At 37.5% G+C, this 15,092-nt stretch carries 14 protein-coding genes and 2 tRNA genes; 12 read left to right on the top strand and 4 right to left on the bottom strand.

Features of this window, described 5'->3' with window-relative positions:
• Window positions 1–69: 69 nt before the first annotated feature.
• Window positions 70–150, top strand: a tRNA-Leu gene (locus BKO01S_RS21265).
• Window positions 151–363: 213 nt separating this feature from the next.
• Window positions 364–2,433 (top strand): sensor domain-containing protein, encoded by a 2,070-nt coding sequence (locus tag BKO01S_RS21270; protein WP_066059329.1) that lies wholly within the window; start codon window positions 364–366, stop codon window positions 2,431–2,433.
• Window positions 2,434–2,457: 24 nt separating this feature from the next.
• Here the strand turns inward: BKO01S_RS21270 and BKO01S_RS21275 are convergent, their stop codons facing one another.
• From BKO01S_RS21275 to BKO01S_RS21285, 3 genes are all read right to left on the bottom strand, one after another.
• On the bottom strand, window positions 2,458–2,772 hold the full coding sequence (locus tag BKO01S_RS21275) for an ATP-binding protein (RefSeq protein ID WP_369691011.1): 315 nt from the start codon (window positions 2,770–2,772) through the stop codon (window positions 2,458–2,460).
• On the bottom strand, window positions 2,773–3,138 hold the full coding sequence (locus tag BKO01S_RS21280; protein ID WP_066059335.1) for a histidine kinase dimerization/phospho-acceptor domain-containing protein: 366 nt from the start codon (window positions 3,136–3,138) through the stop codon (window positions 2,773–2,775). It lies immediately after the preceding gene.
• Between the two features lie 71 nt (window positions 3,139–3,209).
• On the bottom strand, window positions 3,210–3,722 hold the full coding sequence (locus BKO01S_RS21285) for a sensor histidine kinase family protein (protein WP_066059338.1): 513 nt from the start codon (window positions 3,720–3,722) through the stop codon (window positions 3,210–3,212).
• Between the two features lie 177 nt (window positions 3,723–3,899).
• Between BKO01S_RS21285 and BKO01S_RS21290 the strand changes: the two genes are divergently transcribed.
• Window positions 3,900–3,973, top strand: a tRNA-Gly gene (locus BKO01S_RS21290).
• A gap of 126 nt (window positions 3,974–4,099) precedes the next feature.
• Here the strand turns inward: BKO01S_RS21290 and BKO01S_RS21295 are convergent.
• Window positions 4,100–4,768: a B3/B4 domain-containing protein gene (locus BKO01S_RS21295; protein ID WP_066059341.1), complete on the bottom strand. Its 669-nt coding sequence runs from the start codon at window positions 4,766–4,768 to the stop codon at window positions 4,100–4,102.
• Window positions 4,769–4,856: 88 nt separating this feature from the next.
• Between BKO01S_RS21295 and queG the strand changes: the two genes are divergently transcribed.
• The 9 genes from queG (at window position 4,857) to BKO01S_RS21340 (ending at window position 15,069) form a co-directional block, all read left to right on the top strand.
• Window positions 4,857–5,987, top strand: coding sequence for a tRNA epoxyqueuosine(34) reductase QueG (gene queG / locus BKO01S_RS21300; protein ID WP_066059346.1), 1,131 nt, complete (start codon window positions 4,857–4,859; stop codon window positions 5,985–5,987).
• A 67-nt stretch (window positions 5,988–6,054) separates the two neighbouring features.
• Window positions 6,055–6,924, top strand: a complete 870-nt coding sequence (locus tag BKO01S_RS21305; RefSeq protein WP_066059349.1) for an amidase domain-containing protein — start codon at window positions 6,055–6,057, stop codon at window positions 6,922–6,924.
• A gap of 65 nt (window positions 6,925–6,989) precedes the next feature.
• Window positions 6,990–7,466 (top strand): tRNA (uridine(34)/cytosine(34)/5-carboxymethylaminomethyluridine(34)-2'-O)-methyltransferase TrmL, encoded by a 477-nt coding sequence (trmL, locus tag BKO01S_RS21310; protein ID WP_066059352.1) that lies wholly within the window; start codon window positions 6,990–6,992, stop codon window positions 7,464–7,466.
• A 49-nt stretch (window positions 7,467–7,515) separates the two neighbouring features.
• On the top strand, window positions 7,516–8,259 hold the full coding sequence (gene nfsA / locus BKO01S_RS21315) for an oxygen-insensitive NADPH nitroreductase (RefSeq protein ID WP_066059355.1): 744 nt from the start codon (window positions 7,516–7,518) through the stop codon (window positions 8,257–8,259).
• Between the two features lie 339 nt (window positions 8,260–8,598).
• Entirely contained in the window at window positions 8,599–10,494 is a 1,896-nt protein-coding gene (locus tag BKO01S_RS21320) for a PrkA family serine protein kinase (protein WP_066059358.1), read from the top strand.
• An 87-nt stretch (window positions 10,495–10,581) separates the two neighbouring features.
• Window positions 10,582–10,821, top strand: a complete 240-nt coding sequence (locus tag BKO01S_RS21325) for a hypothetical protein (RefSeq protein WP_066059361.1) — start codon at window positions 10,582–10,584, stop codon at window positions 10,819–10,821.
• A 246-nt stretch (window positions 10,822–11,067) separates the two neighbouring features.
• A complete protein-coding gene (locus BKO01S_RS21330; protein WP_066059364.1) occupies window positions 11,068–11,481 on the top strand; it encodes a peroxiredoxin-like family protein in 414 nt (137 codons plus the stop codon).
• 347 nt (window positions 11,482–11,828) lie between these two features.
• Entirely contained in the window at window positions 11,829–12,998 is a 1,170-nt protein-coding gene (yhbH, locus tag BKO01S_RS21335; protein ID WP_066059367.1) for a sporulation protein YhbH, read from the top strand.
• Window positions 12,999–13,137: 139 nt separating this feature from the next.
• A complete protein-coding gene (locus BKO01S_RS21340; protein ID WP_066059369.1) occupies window positions 13,138–15,069 on the top strand; it encodes a beta-glucoside-specific PTS transporter subunit IIABC in 1,932 nt (643 codons plus the stop codon).
• The last annotated feature ends 23 nt before the right edge of the window (window positions 15,070–15,092 follow it).

Here is a 15,092-nt window from a genome sequence, read left to right on the forward strand (position 1 = left end):
TGCTTTGTGTATAGCAAAATAGCATTCCTTTTTACTTAGTAAAATATCAAGCCATTACATTTGAATCATGCCGGTGTGGCGGAATTGGCAGACGCGCACGACTCAAAATCGTGTTCCTCTGGAGTGCCGGTTCGACCCCGGCCACCGGTATCCTTAAAGTAAAAACCTCACAAAACTTGTTTAATCAAGATTTGTGAGGTTTTTTTTGCCTTTGTAATAATACGAATCTAATATAAGGACTTGGTAATATATAACAAGGAATCTAGTACCATTGTTAATAGGACTTTTGGATTATAAAATAAGGATATATATTATTATAAGGTTACAAACTAAAATTTCTCATACCTCGAAGGAATGAAAAAAATGACTCGTATTAGATTAGAGAAGGATCATTTATTTGACGCGTATAAATCTCTTTTTGATTTTAATCCAGATGCAAGCTATGCAGTTGATCTAGAAGGAAAATTTATTTTATTTAATAAATCAGCAGAAGAGTTAAGCGGTTATACTTTGCCCGAAGCAGTCAATACTCATTTTGTAGAAATAATAACTGATGATTATAAAGAAGCAGCAGTAGAAAAGTTTTCTAAGGTTCTAAATGGTAACCGGGAAACGATGCAAGTGAAAATAAGACATAAAAATCAAAGTATAATACAACTTTACTTAACTGCAGTTCCAATTATTATAGAAGGACAAATCCAAGGAATAATCGGGTTTGCTAAAGACATGACCGAAAGTAATAAGATTCAAGAGGAGCTAAGGCATTCTCAATCCCAGTTAGAAAAAATCTTTCATAGTATTGATGTTTGTCTCTGGTCTTGGGACTGCGTACTAAATAAAGCTATCAACGTGTCACCAGCATGCTTTAATATTTCAGGTTATACTGCTCAAGAATTTATTGATGATCCTGCCCTTTGTAAGAATTTTATCCATCCTGATGATAAAAAATATGTAATTGAAACACAAAAAAAGTTATTAAATGGGGAAGTATCCCAATTTGAGTATCGAATAATTAATAAAAAAGGCCACGTTAGATGGGTCTCAAATTATACAGTTCCATATTTTAATGAGTCGGGTGCTCTAGTGAGAGTAGATGGAGTCATTACGGATGTTGATCAGAGAAGAAAGGCGGAAGAACAGTTACAGCAATATGCTTATTATGATTATTTGACTGGACTACCTAATCGAAGACTGTTTGATAAAAAGCTTACGATTGCGTTGGAGAATGCCAAGCAAGAGAAGAAAAAGGTAATGGTACTGTATTTAGATTTAGACCGATTTAAGTATATTAATGACTCCCTCGGACATGCGGTAGGAGATCAGTTATTACAAATTGTAGGAAAGCGGCTAAAAGGGTGTCTCTACGATGAGGATGTGATTTCTCGTCAAGGTGGGGATGAATTTGCGGTACTTATAGAGAATATTATTGATGATTGTGCGTTTGAAGATATTCCTTCTAAAATTCTTCAAGTGATTCAACAGCCAATTATGTTAAATAAGATGAAATTTACCCTGTCTGCTAGCATTGGGATCAGTGTATACCCTGACCATGGAGCAAACGTAGACAGTTTAATTATGAAAGCCGATCAAGCAATGTACTTAGCTAAAGAGAAAGGTAAGAATACTTATCAAGTCTACCATATTGGTATGACGAGCAGTATATCTAGAAAAATGATCTTGGAACAGGGATTGCACAATGTATTAAAGGATAAGGAGTTATCCTTACACTACCAACCTATTATGGATACCAGCAATAATAAGCTTGTTGGGTTTGAAACATTGGTAAGGTGGGAGAACCCAATGTTTGGCTGGGTACCTCCATCGGAATTTATCCCGGTTGCGGAAGATGCTGGGTTAATTGTGCCAATAGGAAAGTGGATTATTGAAACAGCTATAAAGCATTGCAAGGATTTTCATAGCAAAGGGTTTGAATTATATGTATCAGTAAATGTCTCAGCTAAGCAACTTGAGCAAGGTGATTTTGTAGATTGGCTAAAACAAGCTCTTGATGTGGCGGAATTATCTCCTGCGTTCTTAAAAATCGAGGTAACAGAAGGTACGGCTATGACCAATGTTGAGGATAACGTGAGAATCCTGCAGCTACTCGAGGATTTGGGAGTTGATATTTTTCTAGATGATTTTGGAACAGGGTATTCCTCACTAAGCTATTTGAGGAAATTTCCGATTAAAACACTGAAAATTGATCAATCGTTTGTAAGAGATATTGAAGAGGATAAAAATCAAGAAGAGATCATTAAAGCCATCATTGGGTTGGCAAATAGTTTAGGGATGGATGTGGTTGCCGAAGGAGTTGAGACCTTAAGTCAAATCTCATTTTTGGAAAAAAATGGATGTAGGACAATGCAAGGTTACTTTTTTAGCAAACCAGCACCTTATAAGGAAGTTTTAGAAGTACTTACAAATAGTAAATAGCTTTTACCATTTGGTAAGAGCTATTTATCTATGAATCGTTCCCTTTATGGGAAAGGAAAGGGTGATTCTCGTTCCTTTCATCGGTTGGCTATTTACATGAACGGTACCTCTCATACTTTCGACTATACGAAATACAACCATCATTCCGAGGCCAGTCCCTTTATTGCCTTTTAATGAAAAGAAAGGCTCACCTAATCTTGCAACCTGTTCGGAGGTCATTCCAATACCAGTATCTGTAATACTAAGATGGACTCCAGTCTCATCCTCCTTAGTGAATAAAAATAGGATACCTCCAGACCTCATTGCATCAATACTATTTTTGGATATATTTAACAGTATTTACTGGAATTTATGTGGATCACCAGTAATGGTGTGGTTATGTAAAAAAGCGGTTTCTATTGTTATCCCTTGCTTATTTGCCAGGGGGCGAATAATTTCGACACACTTCTGAACTTCCTGCTCCAGGTCTAGTGGCAATTCTACTTCAGGGTGAGGTCTGGCAAAGGTTAAGTATTCATTAATAATCTCCGATGCACGATCTGCCTCGGCTATGGCAAGAGAAGTATAGGTTTTACAATCTTCTGGTGTATCTGAATGTTCATGTACTAGTTGCAAAAACCCTCTCACTACCGTTAGTGGATTTCGAACTTCGTGGCTTATGCTTGCAGCTAATTGGCTAACAGTTTCCATCTTTTCAAATTTCATCGATTCCATTTGTAATAGATGAAAGGTCCGTAGTACTTCGCATAAGTAACAAACAAAAAAGGTAGAAGCTGTTAATACGATAACATAGATGAAATAAGAAGAGGTCTGTTGAAAATCAAATAAATAGATGGAATTAAAAATCCTATTACTGAATATAAAAAAGATAAAAAGGTTAGAAGGGATAGTCGATTATAAAGAGATTTCTTTAATAAGCTAGGATAAATAACTATCATAACGACTGTGTAGATCATGGCAAGAAGAATAGTAACCCAAATACCGTCCCCACCAAAGGGAAGTCGAATTAAAATTAACACACTAGCTAGACTTAGTATCACGGGTCTACCACCGTAGATACATCCAAGTAGAAAAGGGATAAAGCGTAAATCATACAAAAAGCCTTCATCTACTTTAACAGACAAAAGAATACTACCAACCATTAATAGAGAAGATAAAAGGAAAAGATGCAGTTTTCTAAAACGGTAGGTATAAATATTGTGCTTAGCTAAAATTAACAAGTTTAAGAGCAAAATGGAGAGAAGAATAAACAATAAGTTAATTAGTAGTCCTTGAGTAAGCTCACTCATTCTTGTCCTCCCAGTGTTAGTCATTCCTATTACTTATTTTATGAGAACTACCATTTTTAAACAAGAACTATAGGAAATAATACCCAGTATTTTAGTGGGAAAAAATTCGACAAAATACTTGATTTATTTTAGAAATCTATGTATTATATAAAAGTACCAAATATGAATCACATATTTGCGGGTGTAGTTTAATGGTAAAACCTCAGCCTTCCAAGCTGATGTCGTGAGTTCGATTCTCATCACCCGCTCCATACATATAAGCAACGCAGTATGCCGTTTATTAAAAACGTTGTACTGCGTTTTTTAATTTACAGTAGCGATCTGACTTCAAAAATAACAATGCCCCTGACATTTAGGACAGGGGTATTATGCTTATATTAGCCTCCAACCACTTGACATTCCCCAATCCCACCATGTATTTGGGTAAACATATTCATTACGGATTCTGTCAACAGCTGACCTTCTTCTATTGTCATGCTAGGACGTAAATAAATCAGATGAAGAGCATTTTTTGTAGAATCAGTTATAGCTGATCTAACGGAATCAACATATGGACTTCCGAATCCACCTAGTTCATCCGAAGAGATAATTAATTGCTGAAGGGAGTTCGTCCGTCCATTTAACCCTTCATACTCTTCCTCTTCGTTGCCTATTTTTATTTCTATCTTCCCCCTCACAAGGGATAGATCATAGATTCCTAATGGAATTTCGTATTTCAATGAGAGAAAGTTATTTAGATCCGTTGCACTGTTAATACTTTGTATGTAATTCTGTTTTTTGACACGTCGATATAGTGCTTCTGCTGAATGACGGTAGCGATTAGGATCTTTTCCAGTTTTCTTGAAAATAGACCTCCACTCACTAATTCCTTTAAGTTCCGTCAGTTGCTTTTCTTCTAAGTCAAAAAATAATGATTCTTGAAAAAGCTGAAGTCTACCTTTAAGCATTTGTGGTGAAGAACCAACCTCAATATTTTTATATGTAATAACGCCCATTTTAAAACCTGGGACAAGTGACAAAAGCTCTGGAGAAATCGTTATTTCCAAACTTTCCACCTCCAAAAAGTGTTTAAAATAGTTTATCATAGATTTCAGTGATTGCGTATTTTGTAAGTATGGAACGAGGTGAATGACTTTGAATTATGATCAACTAAAAATAGATATCATAGAATATAGCAAAACGATCGGGATAGATAAAATTGGATTTACATCAGCTTCCACGTTCTCTGAGCTACGTAATCGCCTTGTTAGGCAACAGGAGCTAGAGTTTCAGTCGGGTTTTGAAGAGCAGGATATTAATAAACGAGTCGAGCCATCTTTGCTTTTACCGGAGGCTGCTTCGATTATCTCGATTGCTTTAGCGTATCCGTCAAAAATGAAAACGAGAGTGGAGAGCAAAAAAGGAGAGAGAAGAGGCATCTTCTGTCGTGCCTCTTGGGGAGCGGATTATCATACGGTTCTCCGAGATCGGTTAAAAAAACTTGAGGACTATATCCATTCAAGAATTCCAGGAGCTCTTGTAAAATCTATGGTAGATACAGGGGAACTAGCTGATAGAGCCGTAGCGGAACGAGCTGGAGTAGGCTGGAGCGGGAAGAATTGTGCCATTATTACTCCAGAGTTTGGCTCCTATGTATACTTAGGGGAAATGATCACGAATCTTCCAATAGAACCAGATCAACCAGTTGAAAATGGATGTGGAGATTGTAATAAATGTGTAGATGCTTGTCCAACTGGAGCACTTGTCCAAGGAGGGCAACTTAATTCTCACAAATGCATTGCCTTTTTAACACAGACAAAAGGGTTTCTTCCAGATGAATTTCGGGGCAAGATTGGTAATAGATTGTACGGTTGTGATACATGTCAAACTGTTTGTCCAAAGAATAAAGGAAAGGATTTTCATTTTCATGAAGAGATGGAACCTGACCCAGAGATTGCAAAACCCTTATTACGTCCTTTACTTTTCATGAGTAATCGGGATTTCAAGGAAAAGTTCGGACATGTATCTGGATCTTGGCGTGGGAAAAAGCCGATTCAGAGAAATGCGATCATCGCACTTGCGCATTATAAGGATGAAACAGCTGTTGAGGATTTAATCGAAGTAATGAAAAAGGATCCAAGGCCGGTGTTAAGAGGAACTGCTGCTTGGGCACTTGGAAAAATTGGTGGATCTACGGCAAAGGATGCATTGGTTATTGCCAAACAAAGAGAAGAGGACCTAGAGGTTCTTGACGAAATAAATAAAGGATTATCGTTCATTCAGTGAGAGCACTCAGTTGCTCTCATTTTTTTTTCAACTTCTTCATATGTTTTACTTGAAGGGAGTGAAAAAGGTGAGGAAACAGCTACAAGAGTTACTCGAGGATAGGGTCAAGCAATGTGTAACTAAGACAAAAGACAGATCAAACGAATGTGCAAAAATTAAGATGAAGAAAAAAGGGCTAGCTGAGAGAGAGGGAGAAATTGTTAAAGCAAAAGCTAGTGGTAAGATACAAAATATCGAGCATACAGCTGACATCGCTCACGTTGATTATCAGGTTCACTTTCAGTACTTAATTAATCATAAGGGCACTTTATATATAGAGGAAGAAATTGAGGATAGAAGGGCTGAGTTTTATAAAGAAACATTAGTTGATGATAGCGAAATTGCCCCAGACTTTTCAATGGAAAAAGCAGAAGTTAGTATCAATGAAAAGTTTGATGAGAGAGTGAGCTATGAGTACAACCGTTTAAATGCTGTTAAGTATGCGGAAACATGGTGGAATAGCTATAATTCACGCTATAGTAAGTTTACAAATGACTGTACCAACTTTATATCCCAATGCCTTCACGCAGGCGGGGCACCGATGACGGGGTATCCAAATCGTTCGAAGGGCTGGTGGATGCAAAATAATAGTTGGACGTATAGCTGGACGGTTGCTCACTCGTTCCGTTGGTATTTGCCAAATGCTAGGGTAGGCTTACGAGCGGTTGAGGTGAACCGAGCGGATGAGCTAAAGTTAGGGGATATTATTTGTTACGACTTTGAAGGTGATGGGAGATTTAACCATACCACCATTGTTACGGCAAAAGATGCTGATGGAATGCCACTCGTAAACGCGCATACAACGAATAGTAGAAAAAGATACTGGGCATATGAGGATTCAACAGCATACACACCAAATATTAAATATATTTTTTTACAAATTGTTGATGATGTGTGAGCTTTGGCTCTGAGCAAAGAGTAATGGTATAATATCCTCTGATAGTTAAATACAGAGGTGACATCATGCCAAACCATATCGTATTATTTCAACCACAAATTCCGTCTAATACAGGGAATATTGCTCGTACATGTGCTGCAACAGATACAAGCCTACATTTGATCCGACCGCTTGGATTTTCAACTGATGATAAACAATTAAAGCGTGCAGGATTAGATTATTGGGATGCGGTAACAATCCATTATTATGATTCATTAGATGAATTTTATGAAAAGAATGCAGGTGGAGAATTTTTCTACTTAACGAAATTTGGACAGAAAAACTATACATCCTTTGATTACAGCGATACGAAGAAAGAGTATTATTTCATCTTCGGTCGTGAAACAACTGGATTGCCACAAGAAGTCAGAGAGAAAAACCTTGACCGGGCGTTAAGAATACCGATGAATGATGAGCATGTACGATCGTTAAATTTATCAAACACAGCAGCAATTTTAGTGTATGAGGCATTAAGACAACAAAATTATTTACATCTAACATAAAAGGGACCGTTCTATAATAGAACGGCCTTTTTAAAAGGAGGAATAAAGAATGAATTCTGTGATAGAAACGATAGTAAATCATCGTTCGATTAGGAGCTTTGAGGACAAACCCTTAACTCGTGAACAGATTGAAGTCATTGTCAAAAGTGCTCAAGCAGCATCTACTTCTAGTTACATACAGGCATATTCTATTATTGGTGTAACCGATCCGGAGAAAAAGAAAAAGTTAGCAGAACTTGCGGGAAACCAATCCTATGTGGAGGAAAATGGACACTTTTTTGTTTTTTGTGCAGATTTGTTCCGTCACCAATTGATTGGACAAATGGAAGGTAAGGATGTTATCCCCTCAATTGAAAGTACGGAAAAATTTATGGTAGCACTTATTGATGCTTCATTAGCAGCTCAGAATGCATCCTTGGCTGCAGAATCTTTAGGTCTAGGAATTTGCTATATAGGTGGCATAAGAAATAATCTTAAAGAAGTTGGGAACATACTTAATATACCTGAACGAGTAATTCCTCTATTTGGATTAGCCGTTGGTTATCCGAAAAATACGACGGATAAGAAACCCCGTTTGCCCCTTGCGCATGTGTATCATGAAAATGAATACAATATCACAAATTATGACCAGCAACTAACAGACTACAATAACTTAATATCAAGATATTATAAGGAAAGAACGGGTGGAAAGCGTACTGACACCTGGACTGCGCAAATGGCAAATATGCTTGAGAAGAAATCTAGAATGTATATGAAGGATTATGTAGAGGGTCAAAAACTTAATAAACAATAAAAAAAGCTGCCGATCCCGGCAGCTTTTCTTACTTATTTACACCTGGCTTATCATCATATCCTGCAGTAAAAATTGCAGCTAGAAATGCAACCATAACACCTAAAATAAGAAGCAATCCCATGGTATGTAGCCTCCTCTTGAAAAGATTACGTTTACATATAGGCTTATTATAGCCTATTTAATCCATAGTGTGAATGATAGAAAGGATTTTTTTTAGCCAAGTTTTTAAAGTGTTTCTAAAAAAGGACAACATTACTCTCCCATGATTAGGCATGTTCATTTATACGGGTGCATAGATTATATTAATCGTCTCTGATCATTCAAACAGGGGAGGTCCATATGGATATCATTAAAAAGATCGAAATGTTTAGACAAGAAGAGGAAAAGTTAAAGTGGGAAGGTACATTTGCAGAGTATTTAGAAATTGTGAAGGAAAGTCCATGGGTAGCACAGTCGGCACATTCTCGCGTTTATAATATGATCAAAGATGCTGGAATTGAAAAAGACGGGACGAGTAAAAAATATGAATTTTTCAGTAACCAGTTATTTGGTTTAGAGGAATCGTTAGAGAGATTAGTTGAAGAGTATTTTCACCCATCTGCCAAGCGATTAGATGTAAGGAAAAGAATTCTCTTACTAATGGGTCCAGTCAGTGGAGGGAAATCAACTTTAGTGACGATGCTTAAACGTGGATTAGAAGCTTATTCGCTTACAGAACGAGGCGCTGTTTTTGCGATTAAAGGTTGTCCAATGCACGAGGATCCATTGCATCTAATTCCACATCATTTAAGAAAAGACTTTTTCGATGAATATGGAATTCGGATTGAAGGTAATTTGTCACCTTTAAACACGATGAGAGTGGAACAAGAATATGGCGGTAGAATTGAGGATGTTATTGTCGAGCGTGTTTTCTTCTCAGAAGATAAGCGTGTTGGTATTGGAACATTCAGTCCTTCTGATCCGAAGTCTCAAGATATCGCTGACTTAACAGGCAGTATCGACTTTTCAACGATTGCTGAATATGGATCTGAATCCGATCCGAGAGCTTATCGATTTGATGGTGAATTAAATAAAGCTAATCGTGGAATGATGGAGTTCCAGGAGATGCTGAAATGTGATGAGAAGTTCTTATGGCATTTACTTTCTCTCACACAAGAAGGGAACTTCAAGGCCGGTCGTTTCGCACTAATTTCAGCCGATGAATTGATTGTTGCCCATACGAATGAAACCGAATATCGCTCGTTTATTTCAAATAAGAAAAACGAAGCGTTGCACTCAAGAATCATCGTTATGCCAGTTCCTTATAACTTAAAAGTGAGTCAGGAAGAAAGAATTTATGCAAAAATGATTGGGGAAAGTGATGTATCACATGTTCACATTGCACCGCATACTTTACGGGTCGCAGCCATGTTTACAATCCTAACACGCATGAAGGAACCGAAAAAAGGCGATATTGATTTGGTTAAGAAGATGCGTCTGTACGATGGAGAAAATGTCGAAGGCTTCTCAAGTGCCGATGTTGATGAATTAAAGAAGGAATATGCGGATGAAGGGATGAGTGGAATTGACCCTCGTTACGTCATCAATCGTATTTCCTCTACGATTATTAGAAAAGAAATGTCGTCCATCAATGCCCTTGATGTTCTACGTTCCTTAAAAGAGGGCTTGGACCAGCATGCATCCATTACTCCTGAGTTAAAAGAGAAATATTTAAATTATATTTCACTTGCTCGTAAGGAATATGACGATATCGCGAAGAAAGAAGTTCAAAAAGCATTTGTCTACTCGTATGAAGAGTCAGCCAAAACATTAATGGACAATTATTTGGATAATGTGGAAGCATACTGTAATAAGGCAAAGCTCCGCGATCCACTAACCGGTGAAGAAATCAATCCAGATGAAAAGTTAATGCGTTCCATTGAAGAGCAAATCGGTATTTCTGAAAATGCGAAAAAAGCTTTCCGCGAAGAAATCTTAATTCGTATCTCAGCCTATGCAAGAAAGGGCAAGCGATTTGATTATAATTCTCATGACCGTCTGCGTGAAGCGATTCAAAAGAAGCTGTTTGCTGACTTAAAGGATGTTGTAAAAATTACAACCTCCACGAAGACACCAGACGAGCAACAACTAAAAAAGGTCAATGAAGTAGTTGCAAGATTGATTGACGAGCATGGCTATAACTCTACCTCTGCAAACGAACTGCTTCGTTACGTTGGTAGCTTGTTAAACCGTTAATAAAAAAGGGTTGGCTAGAAATAGTCAGCCCTGTTTTTATGTTTACAGCTTGTCCATCTCGGGTAAAGACTACCAGAGGTGATAATCATGAAATCAAATCAAAAGGTTAAAAATGATGTCGCACAAAACAGTTCCATGGCTGAGGATATGAAAGAAATGAAGGACCTTGGTAAACAGATTGAACAAATGAAAACGAATGAAGAGCTTAGGAAAGAAAATAAAACTCCTGACCCACAGCAAGAAACGAAATTAGATCAAACACAAGTAACAAAAGTAAAGATAGAAAAGGTTAAAAGTAAACACAGGTTACTAGATGCAAAATTGTAAAGCATGTGGCTCAGCCACATGCTTATTTCACATTTTGTACATTGACGCCTTTAACTATATTTTATAAAATTAAATTGCCCAAAATTAAATAAGCACAAAAAAATTTGAGGTGAAAACTTGAACCTTCTACTAGAAAAACCTTATTCAAAAGATGAAGAATTTCAGAAAATCATTCATGGCAAAAAGAGTTTAGTTGTTTTTGTTCGTCACCCTGGCTGACCTGTGTGCAGAGAATTCCTCACGCAGTTGCGTGAGCACTATAACCAATTGACTTCTAATGGTGCACAAGTACTTGTTATTACACCGTCAAGTAGAGCCCTACTTGAACCATTTATTGATGCATTCGGTCCATTTCCATTTGATATTTATGGTAACCCAAAGAGAACGCTGTACAAAAGCATGGGACACGAGTCGATGCAAAAGTGGAAGCTATTAATGAAAGCTGGGAAAGCTTTTATCACAGGGGGCTCTAAAGCGTTCATTCCAGAAGAAGAGAACCAAAAGAAAGTGGTAAAAGAAGCATTAAAAACGCAAGACATCTATATTCAGGGAGGATCTTGGATTTTTAATGAAAATGGAGAAGTAGTATGGAAACATATTGATTCCTCTCCAGAAGATCATGCCCCAATTAATAGAATCCTTCAAGAATTATTGAGCTAGTTAAAAAGACTAGCTCTTTTTCTTTACCCGTTTAAAGCCAAAACATATTTTGTCTGCCAAAACAATAATCATAGTAGTACGTCTAAGCTTTAGAGGAGTTATGAGTATGAGGTCAGATCATCTTACAGTAAATTTTAGAGATGGAAAGCCCCTCTAACATACTTGAATAGCAATAAATAGGCTTGTCCAACTCTATAGGCGAATGTCTCATTGTCAAAATTATTTGTAAATTATTACGGCCTTCTGCATATGATAGAGTAATCAACGTTTCCCACTCAATTTTACACTCGGGATATTGTATGAGCGTTTTGTGAAAATGGTGACAAAAAATTAGGAGGGTTAAAACTATGGCAGATGTAAATAACCATCAATTTGTGATTTCGCAAGAAGACTGGTCCCTCCACCGAAAAGGCTATGACGACCAACAGAGGCATCAGGAGAAGGTTCAGGAAGCAATCCGAAACAACTTACCCGACTTAGTAACAGAAGAAAATATTGTTATGTCAAATGGTCGAGAAGTGGTGAAAATCCCGATCCGCTCACTGGATGAATACAAAATTCGATATAATTATGATAAAAACAAACATGTGGGCCAGGGAGATGGAGAAAGCCAAGTTGGTGATGTTGTAGCAAGAGATGGATCTGCGAATCAAAAGGGGCCTGGTAAAGGGCAAGGAGCTGGAGATCAAGCGGGAGAAGATTATTTTGAGGCTGAGGTGTCCTTAATGGATATCCAGGAAGCACTCTTTAAAGAGCTTGAGCTACCAAACTTGAAAAAGAAAGAAAAATCTGAAAACGTTGTAGAGGATATTGAGTTTAATGATATCCGAAAAACAGGATTGATGGGGAACATTGATAAGAAAAGAACAATGATGACCGCTTATAAGCGGAATGCAATGACAGGTAAGGCTAGCTTTCATCCTATTTATAGAGAAGATCTAAAATTTAAAACCTGGAATGAGATTATTAAGCCAGACTCTAAAGCCGTTGTGCTGGCGATGATGGATACGAGTGGTTCCATGGGCCTTTGGGAAAAGTATATGGCTCGTAGCTTTTTCTTCTGGATGACAAGATTTTTACGAACCAAGTATGAGACGGTAGATATCGAGTTTATTGCTCATCATACAGAAGCAAAGGTAGTTTCTGAAGAAGACTTCTTTTCTAAGGGAGAAAGTGGAGGAACGATTTGTTCATCTGCCTACCGTAAATCTTTAGAACTTATTGAAACAAAATATGATCCTGCAAAGTTTAATATTTATCCCTTCCATTTCTCTGATGGAGATAATTTAACGTCAGATAATGCACGGTGTGTGAAGCTTGTAGAAGAACTAATGAAAGTATCCAATATGTTTGGTTATGGAGAAGTAAATCAATACAACCGCCACTCGACCCTAATGTCCGCGTATAAAAACATCAAACATGAAGACTTCAGATACTATATCCTCAAACAGAAATCCGATGTGTTCCATGCGATGAAGAGCTTCTTCAAAAAAGAAGAAAATAAACAATTTGCTTAAACCAGCCAAGAGGCTGGTTTTTTATTTTGCTATCTAATTGCTAAATAGGGTTACTAGTATAAGCTATTTCCATTTGAACAAAATATCATAGGAAGGCAGCACATTAGAATGTCATCTTAACTAGAAAGAAGGGATCCTTATCAAATACGAGCAATTGGCCAAAGACATTATCGAAAATGTTGGTGGGAAAGAAAATGTTAATAGTGTCGTGCATTGTATTACCCGTTTGCGTTTTAAGTTAAAGGATGAGGGAAAAGCAAATACCGATGCCTTGAAAAATATGGAAGGTGTCATTACCGTAATGAAAAGCGGTGGTCAGTATCAAGTAGTCATTGGAAACCATGTTCCCGATGTATATAAAGCGGTTGTGGAGATCGGAGGGTTCCAAAATCAATCTCCTGTAGAAGAAGATGGGGGAGGAGAAAAAGGTGGGGTGTTTGCCCGCTTTATTGATATAATCGCTAGTATTTTCACACCAATCCTTGGAGTGTTAGCTGCAACGGGGATGATTAAAGGATTTAATGCTCTTTTTGTCACTTTCGGATGGATTGATGCTACTTCAGGGACTTTTCAAATATTAAATGCAATTGGAGATTCCTTGTTTTATTTCTTTCCTATCTTTTTAGGATACACGGCAATTAAGAAGTTTGGTGGTAGTACATTTATTGGGATGGCGATTGGTGCCGCACTAGTTCATCCGACCTTAACTACCATTTCTGCGGGAGAGCCATTATTTACATTATTTACAGGTTCAACATTCCAATCACCTGTTTTTATTACCTTCCTAGGTGTTCCGGTTATATTAATGAGTTATGCTTCCTCGGTTATTCCGATTATATTAGCGGCATGGTTTGGAGCAAAAGTTGAGAAAGGGTTAAGAAAGGTTATTCCAGACGTAGTAAAAACATTCTTAGTGCCATTCTTTACATTGCTAATTGTTGTTCCAATAACATTTATCGTAATTGGACCCGTCGCTACTTGGGCAGGAAATTTATTAGGACAGGCTACTTTATTTATCTACAATCTAAGTCCAATCCTTGCCGGTATTTTTGTAGGTGGCTTATGGCAAGTATTTGTTATTTTTGGGCTTCACTGGGGACTTGTTCCAATTGCTATTAACAATTTGACAACACTCGGTTCAGACCCAGTACTAGCAACGACCTTCGCTGCTTCCTTTGCCCAAATTGGAGCTGTCTTAGGTGTATGGGTAAAAACAAAACAGCAAAAGTTAAAATCTTTAAGTATTCCCGCTTTTATTTCGGGTATATTTGGCGTAACGGAACCAGCTATTTATGGGGTCACCTTGCCTTTGAAGAAACCTTTCATTATTAGCTGTATCGCTGCCGCTGTTGGTGGAGGAATCATAGGAGCCACGGGTGTTAAGCTTTATATGATTGGTGGTTTGGGCATCTTTGGGATTCCATCTCACATTAATCCAGAAGGTGGAGCAACGATGACTATTTGGGGATTAATTATCTCCATTGTTGTTGCGTTTGTGCTGGGTTTTATCTTAACTTACTTATTTGGATTAGGAAAAGGGCAAGATTCAGATAGTAAAAATTCAACACCTAATCAAAATAACGGACAACCAAATACGTCGCAGACAGCCGTCTCTCAAGGTAGTAATTTAACCGTATATAGTCCACTTAGTGGAGAGATTGTCCCTCTTTCTAGCATAAAAGACCAAGCTTTTGCCTCTGGGGCGCTTGGAGATGGTGTAGCAATTGAGCCTTCAGAAGGAAAGTTAGTTGCCCCGGTTTCAGGAAAAGTGACAGCCTTGTTTCCTACCAATCATGCTATTGGTTTTACAACGGATGAAGGGGTAGAAATATTAATTCATATCGGTATGGATACGGTAGAACTAAATGGAAAGTATTTTACCTCTCATGTATCAATGGATTCACGTGTTGAAAAAGGACAACTACTCATTGAGTTTGATATTCAGAAGATTAAAGCAGAGGGATTAAGTGTCACTACCCCTGTAGTAGTAACAAATCGTGCACAATATACGTTAGAAAAATCTAATCAAACACAGATTAAAGCTGGTGATTGGTTAATCAAGCTTAAGTAGTAATAATGGAAAAATTTATTATT

The sequence above is a fragment of the Robertmurraya korlensis NBRC 107688 genome, from assembly GCF_001591645.1.
Lineage (GTDB): Bacteria > Bacillota > Bacilli > Bacillales > Cytobacillaceae > Robertmurraya_A.

What these genes read in the sequence shown, in the direction of transcription:
- trmL (WP_066059352.1), top strand. Translation starts at nt 6,990, where the DNA reads ATGCCAAACCATATCGTATTATTTCAACCACAAATTCCGTCTAATACA.
- BKO01S_RS21320 (WP_066059358.1), top strand. Translation starts at nt 8,599, where the DNA reads ATGGATATCATTAAAAAGATCGAAATGTTTAGACAAGAAGAGGAAAAG.
- nfsA (WP_066059355.1), top strand. Translation starts at nt 7,516, where the DNA reads ATGAATTCTGTGATAGAAACGATAGTAAATCATCGTTCGATTAGGAGC.
- BKO01S_RS21270 (WP_066059329.1), top strand. Translation starts at nt 364, where the DNA reads ATGACTCGTATTAGATTAGAGAAGGATCATTTATTTGACGCGTATAAA.
- BKO01S_RS21285 (WP_066059338.1), bottom strand. Translation starts at nt 3,722, where the DNA reads ATGAGTGAGCTTACTCAAGGACTACTAATTAACTTATTGTTTATTCTT.
- BKO01S_RS21325 (WP_066059361.1), top strand. Translation starts at nt 10,582, where the DNA reads ATGAAATCAAATCAAAAGGTTAAAAATGATGTCGCACAAAACAGTTCC.
- BKO01S_RS21280 (WP_066059335.1), bottom strand. Translation starts at nt 3,138, where the DNA reads ATGAAATTTGAAAAGATGGAAACTGTTAGCCAATTAGCTGCAAGCATA.
- yhbH (WP_066059367.1), top strand. Translation starts at nt 11,829, where the DNA reads ATGGCAGATGTAAATAACCATCAATTTGTGATTTCGCAAGAAGACTGG.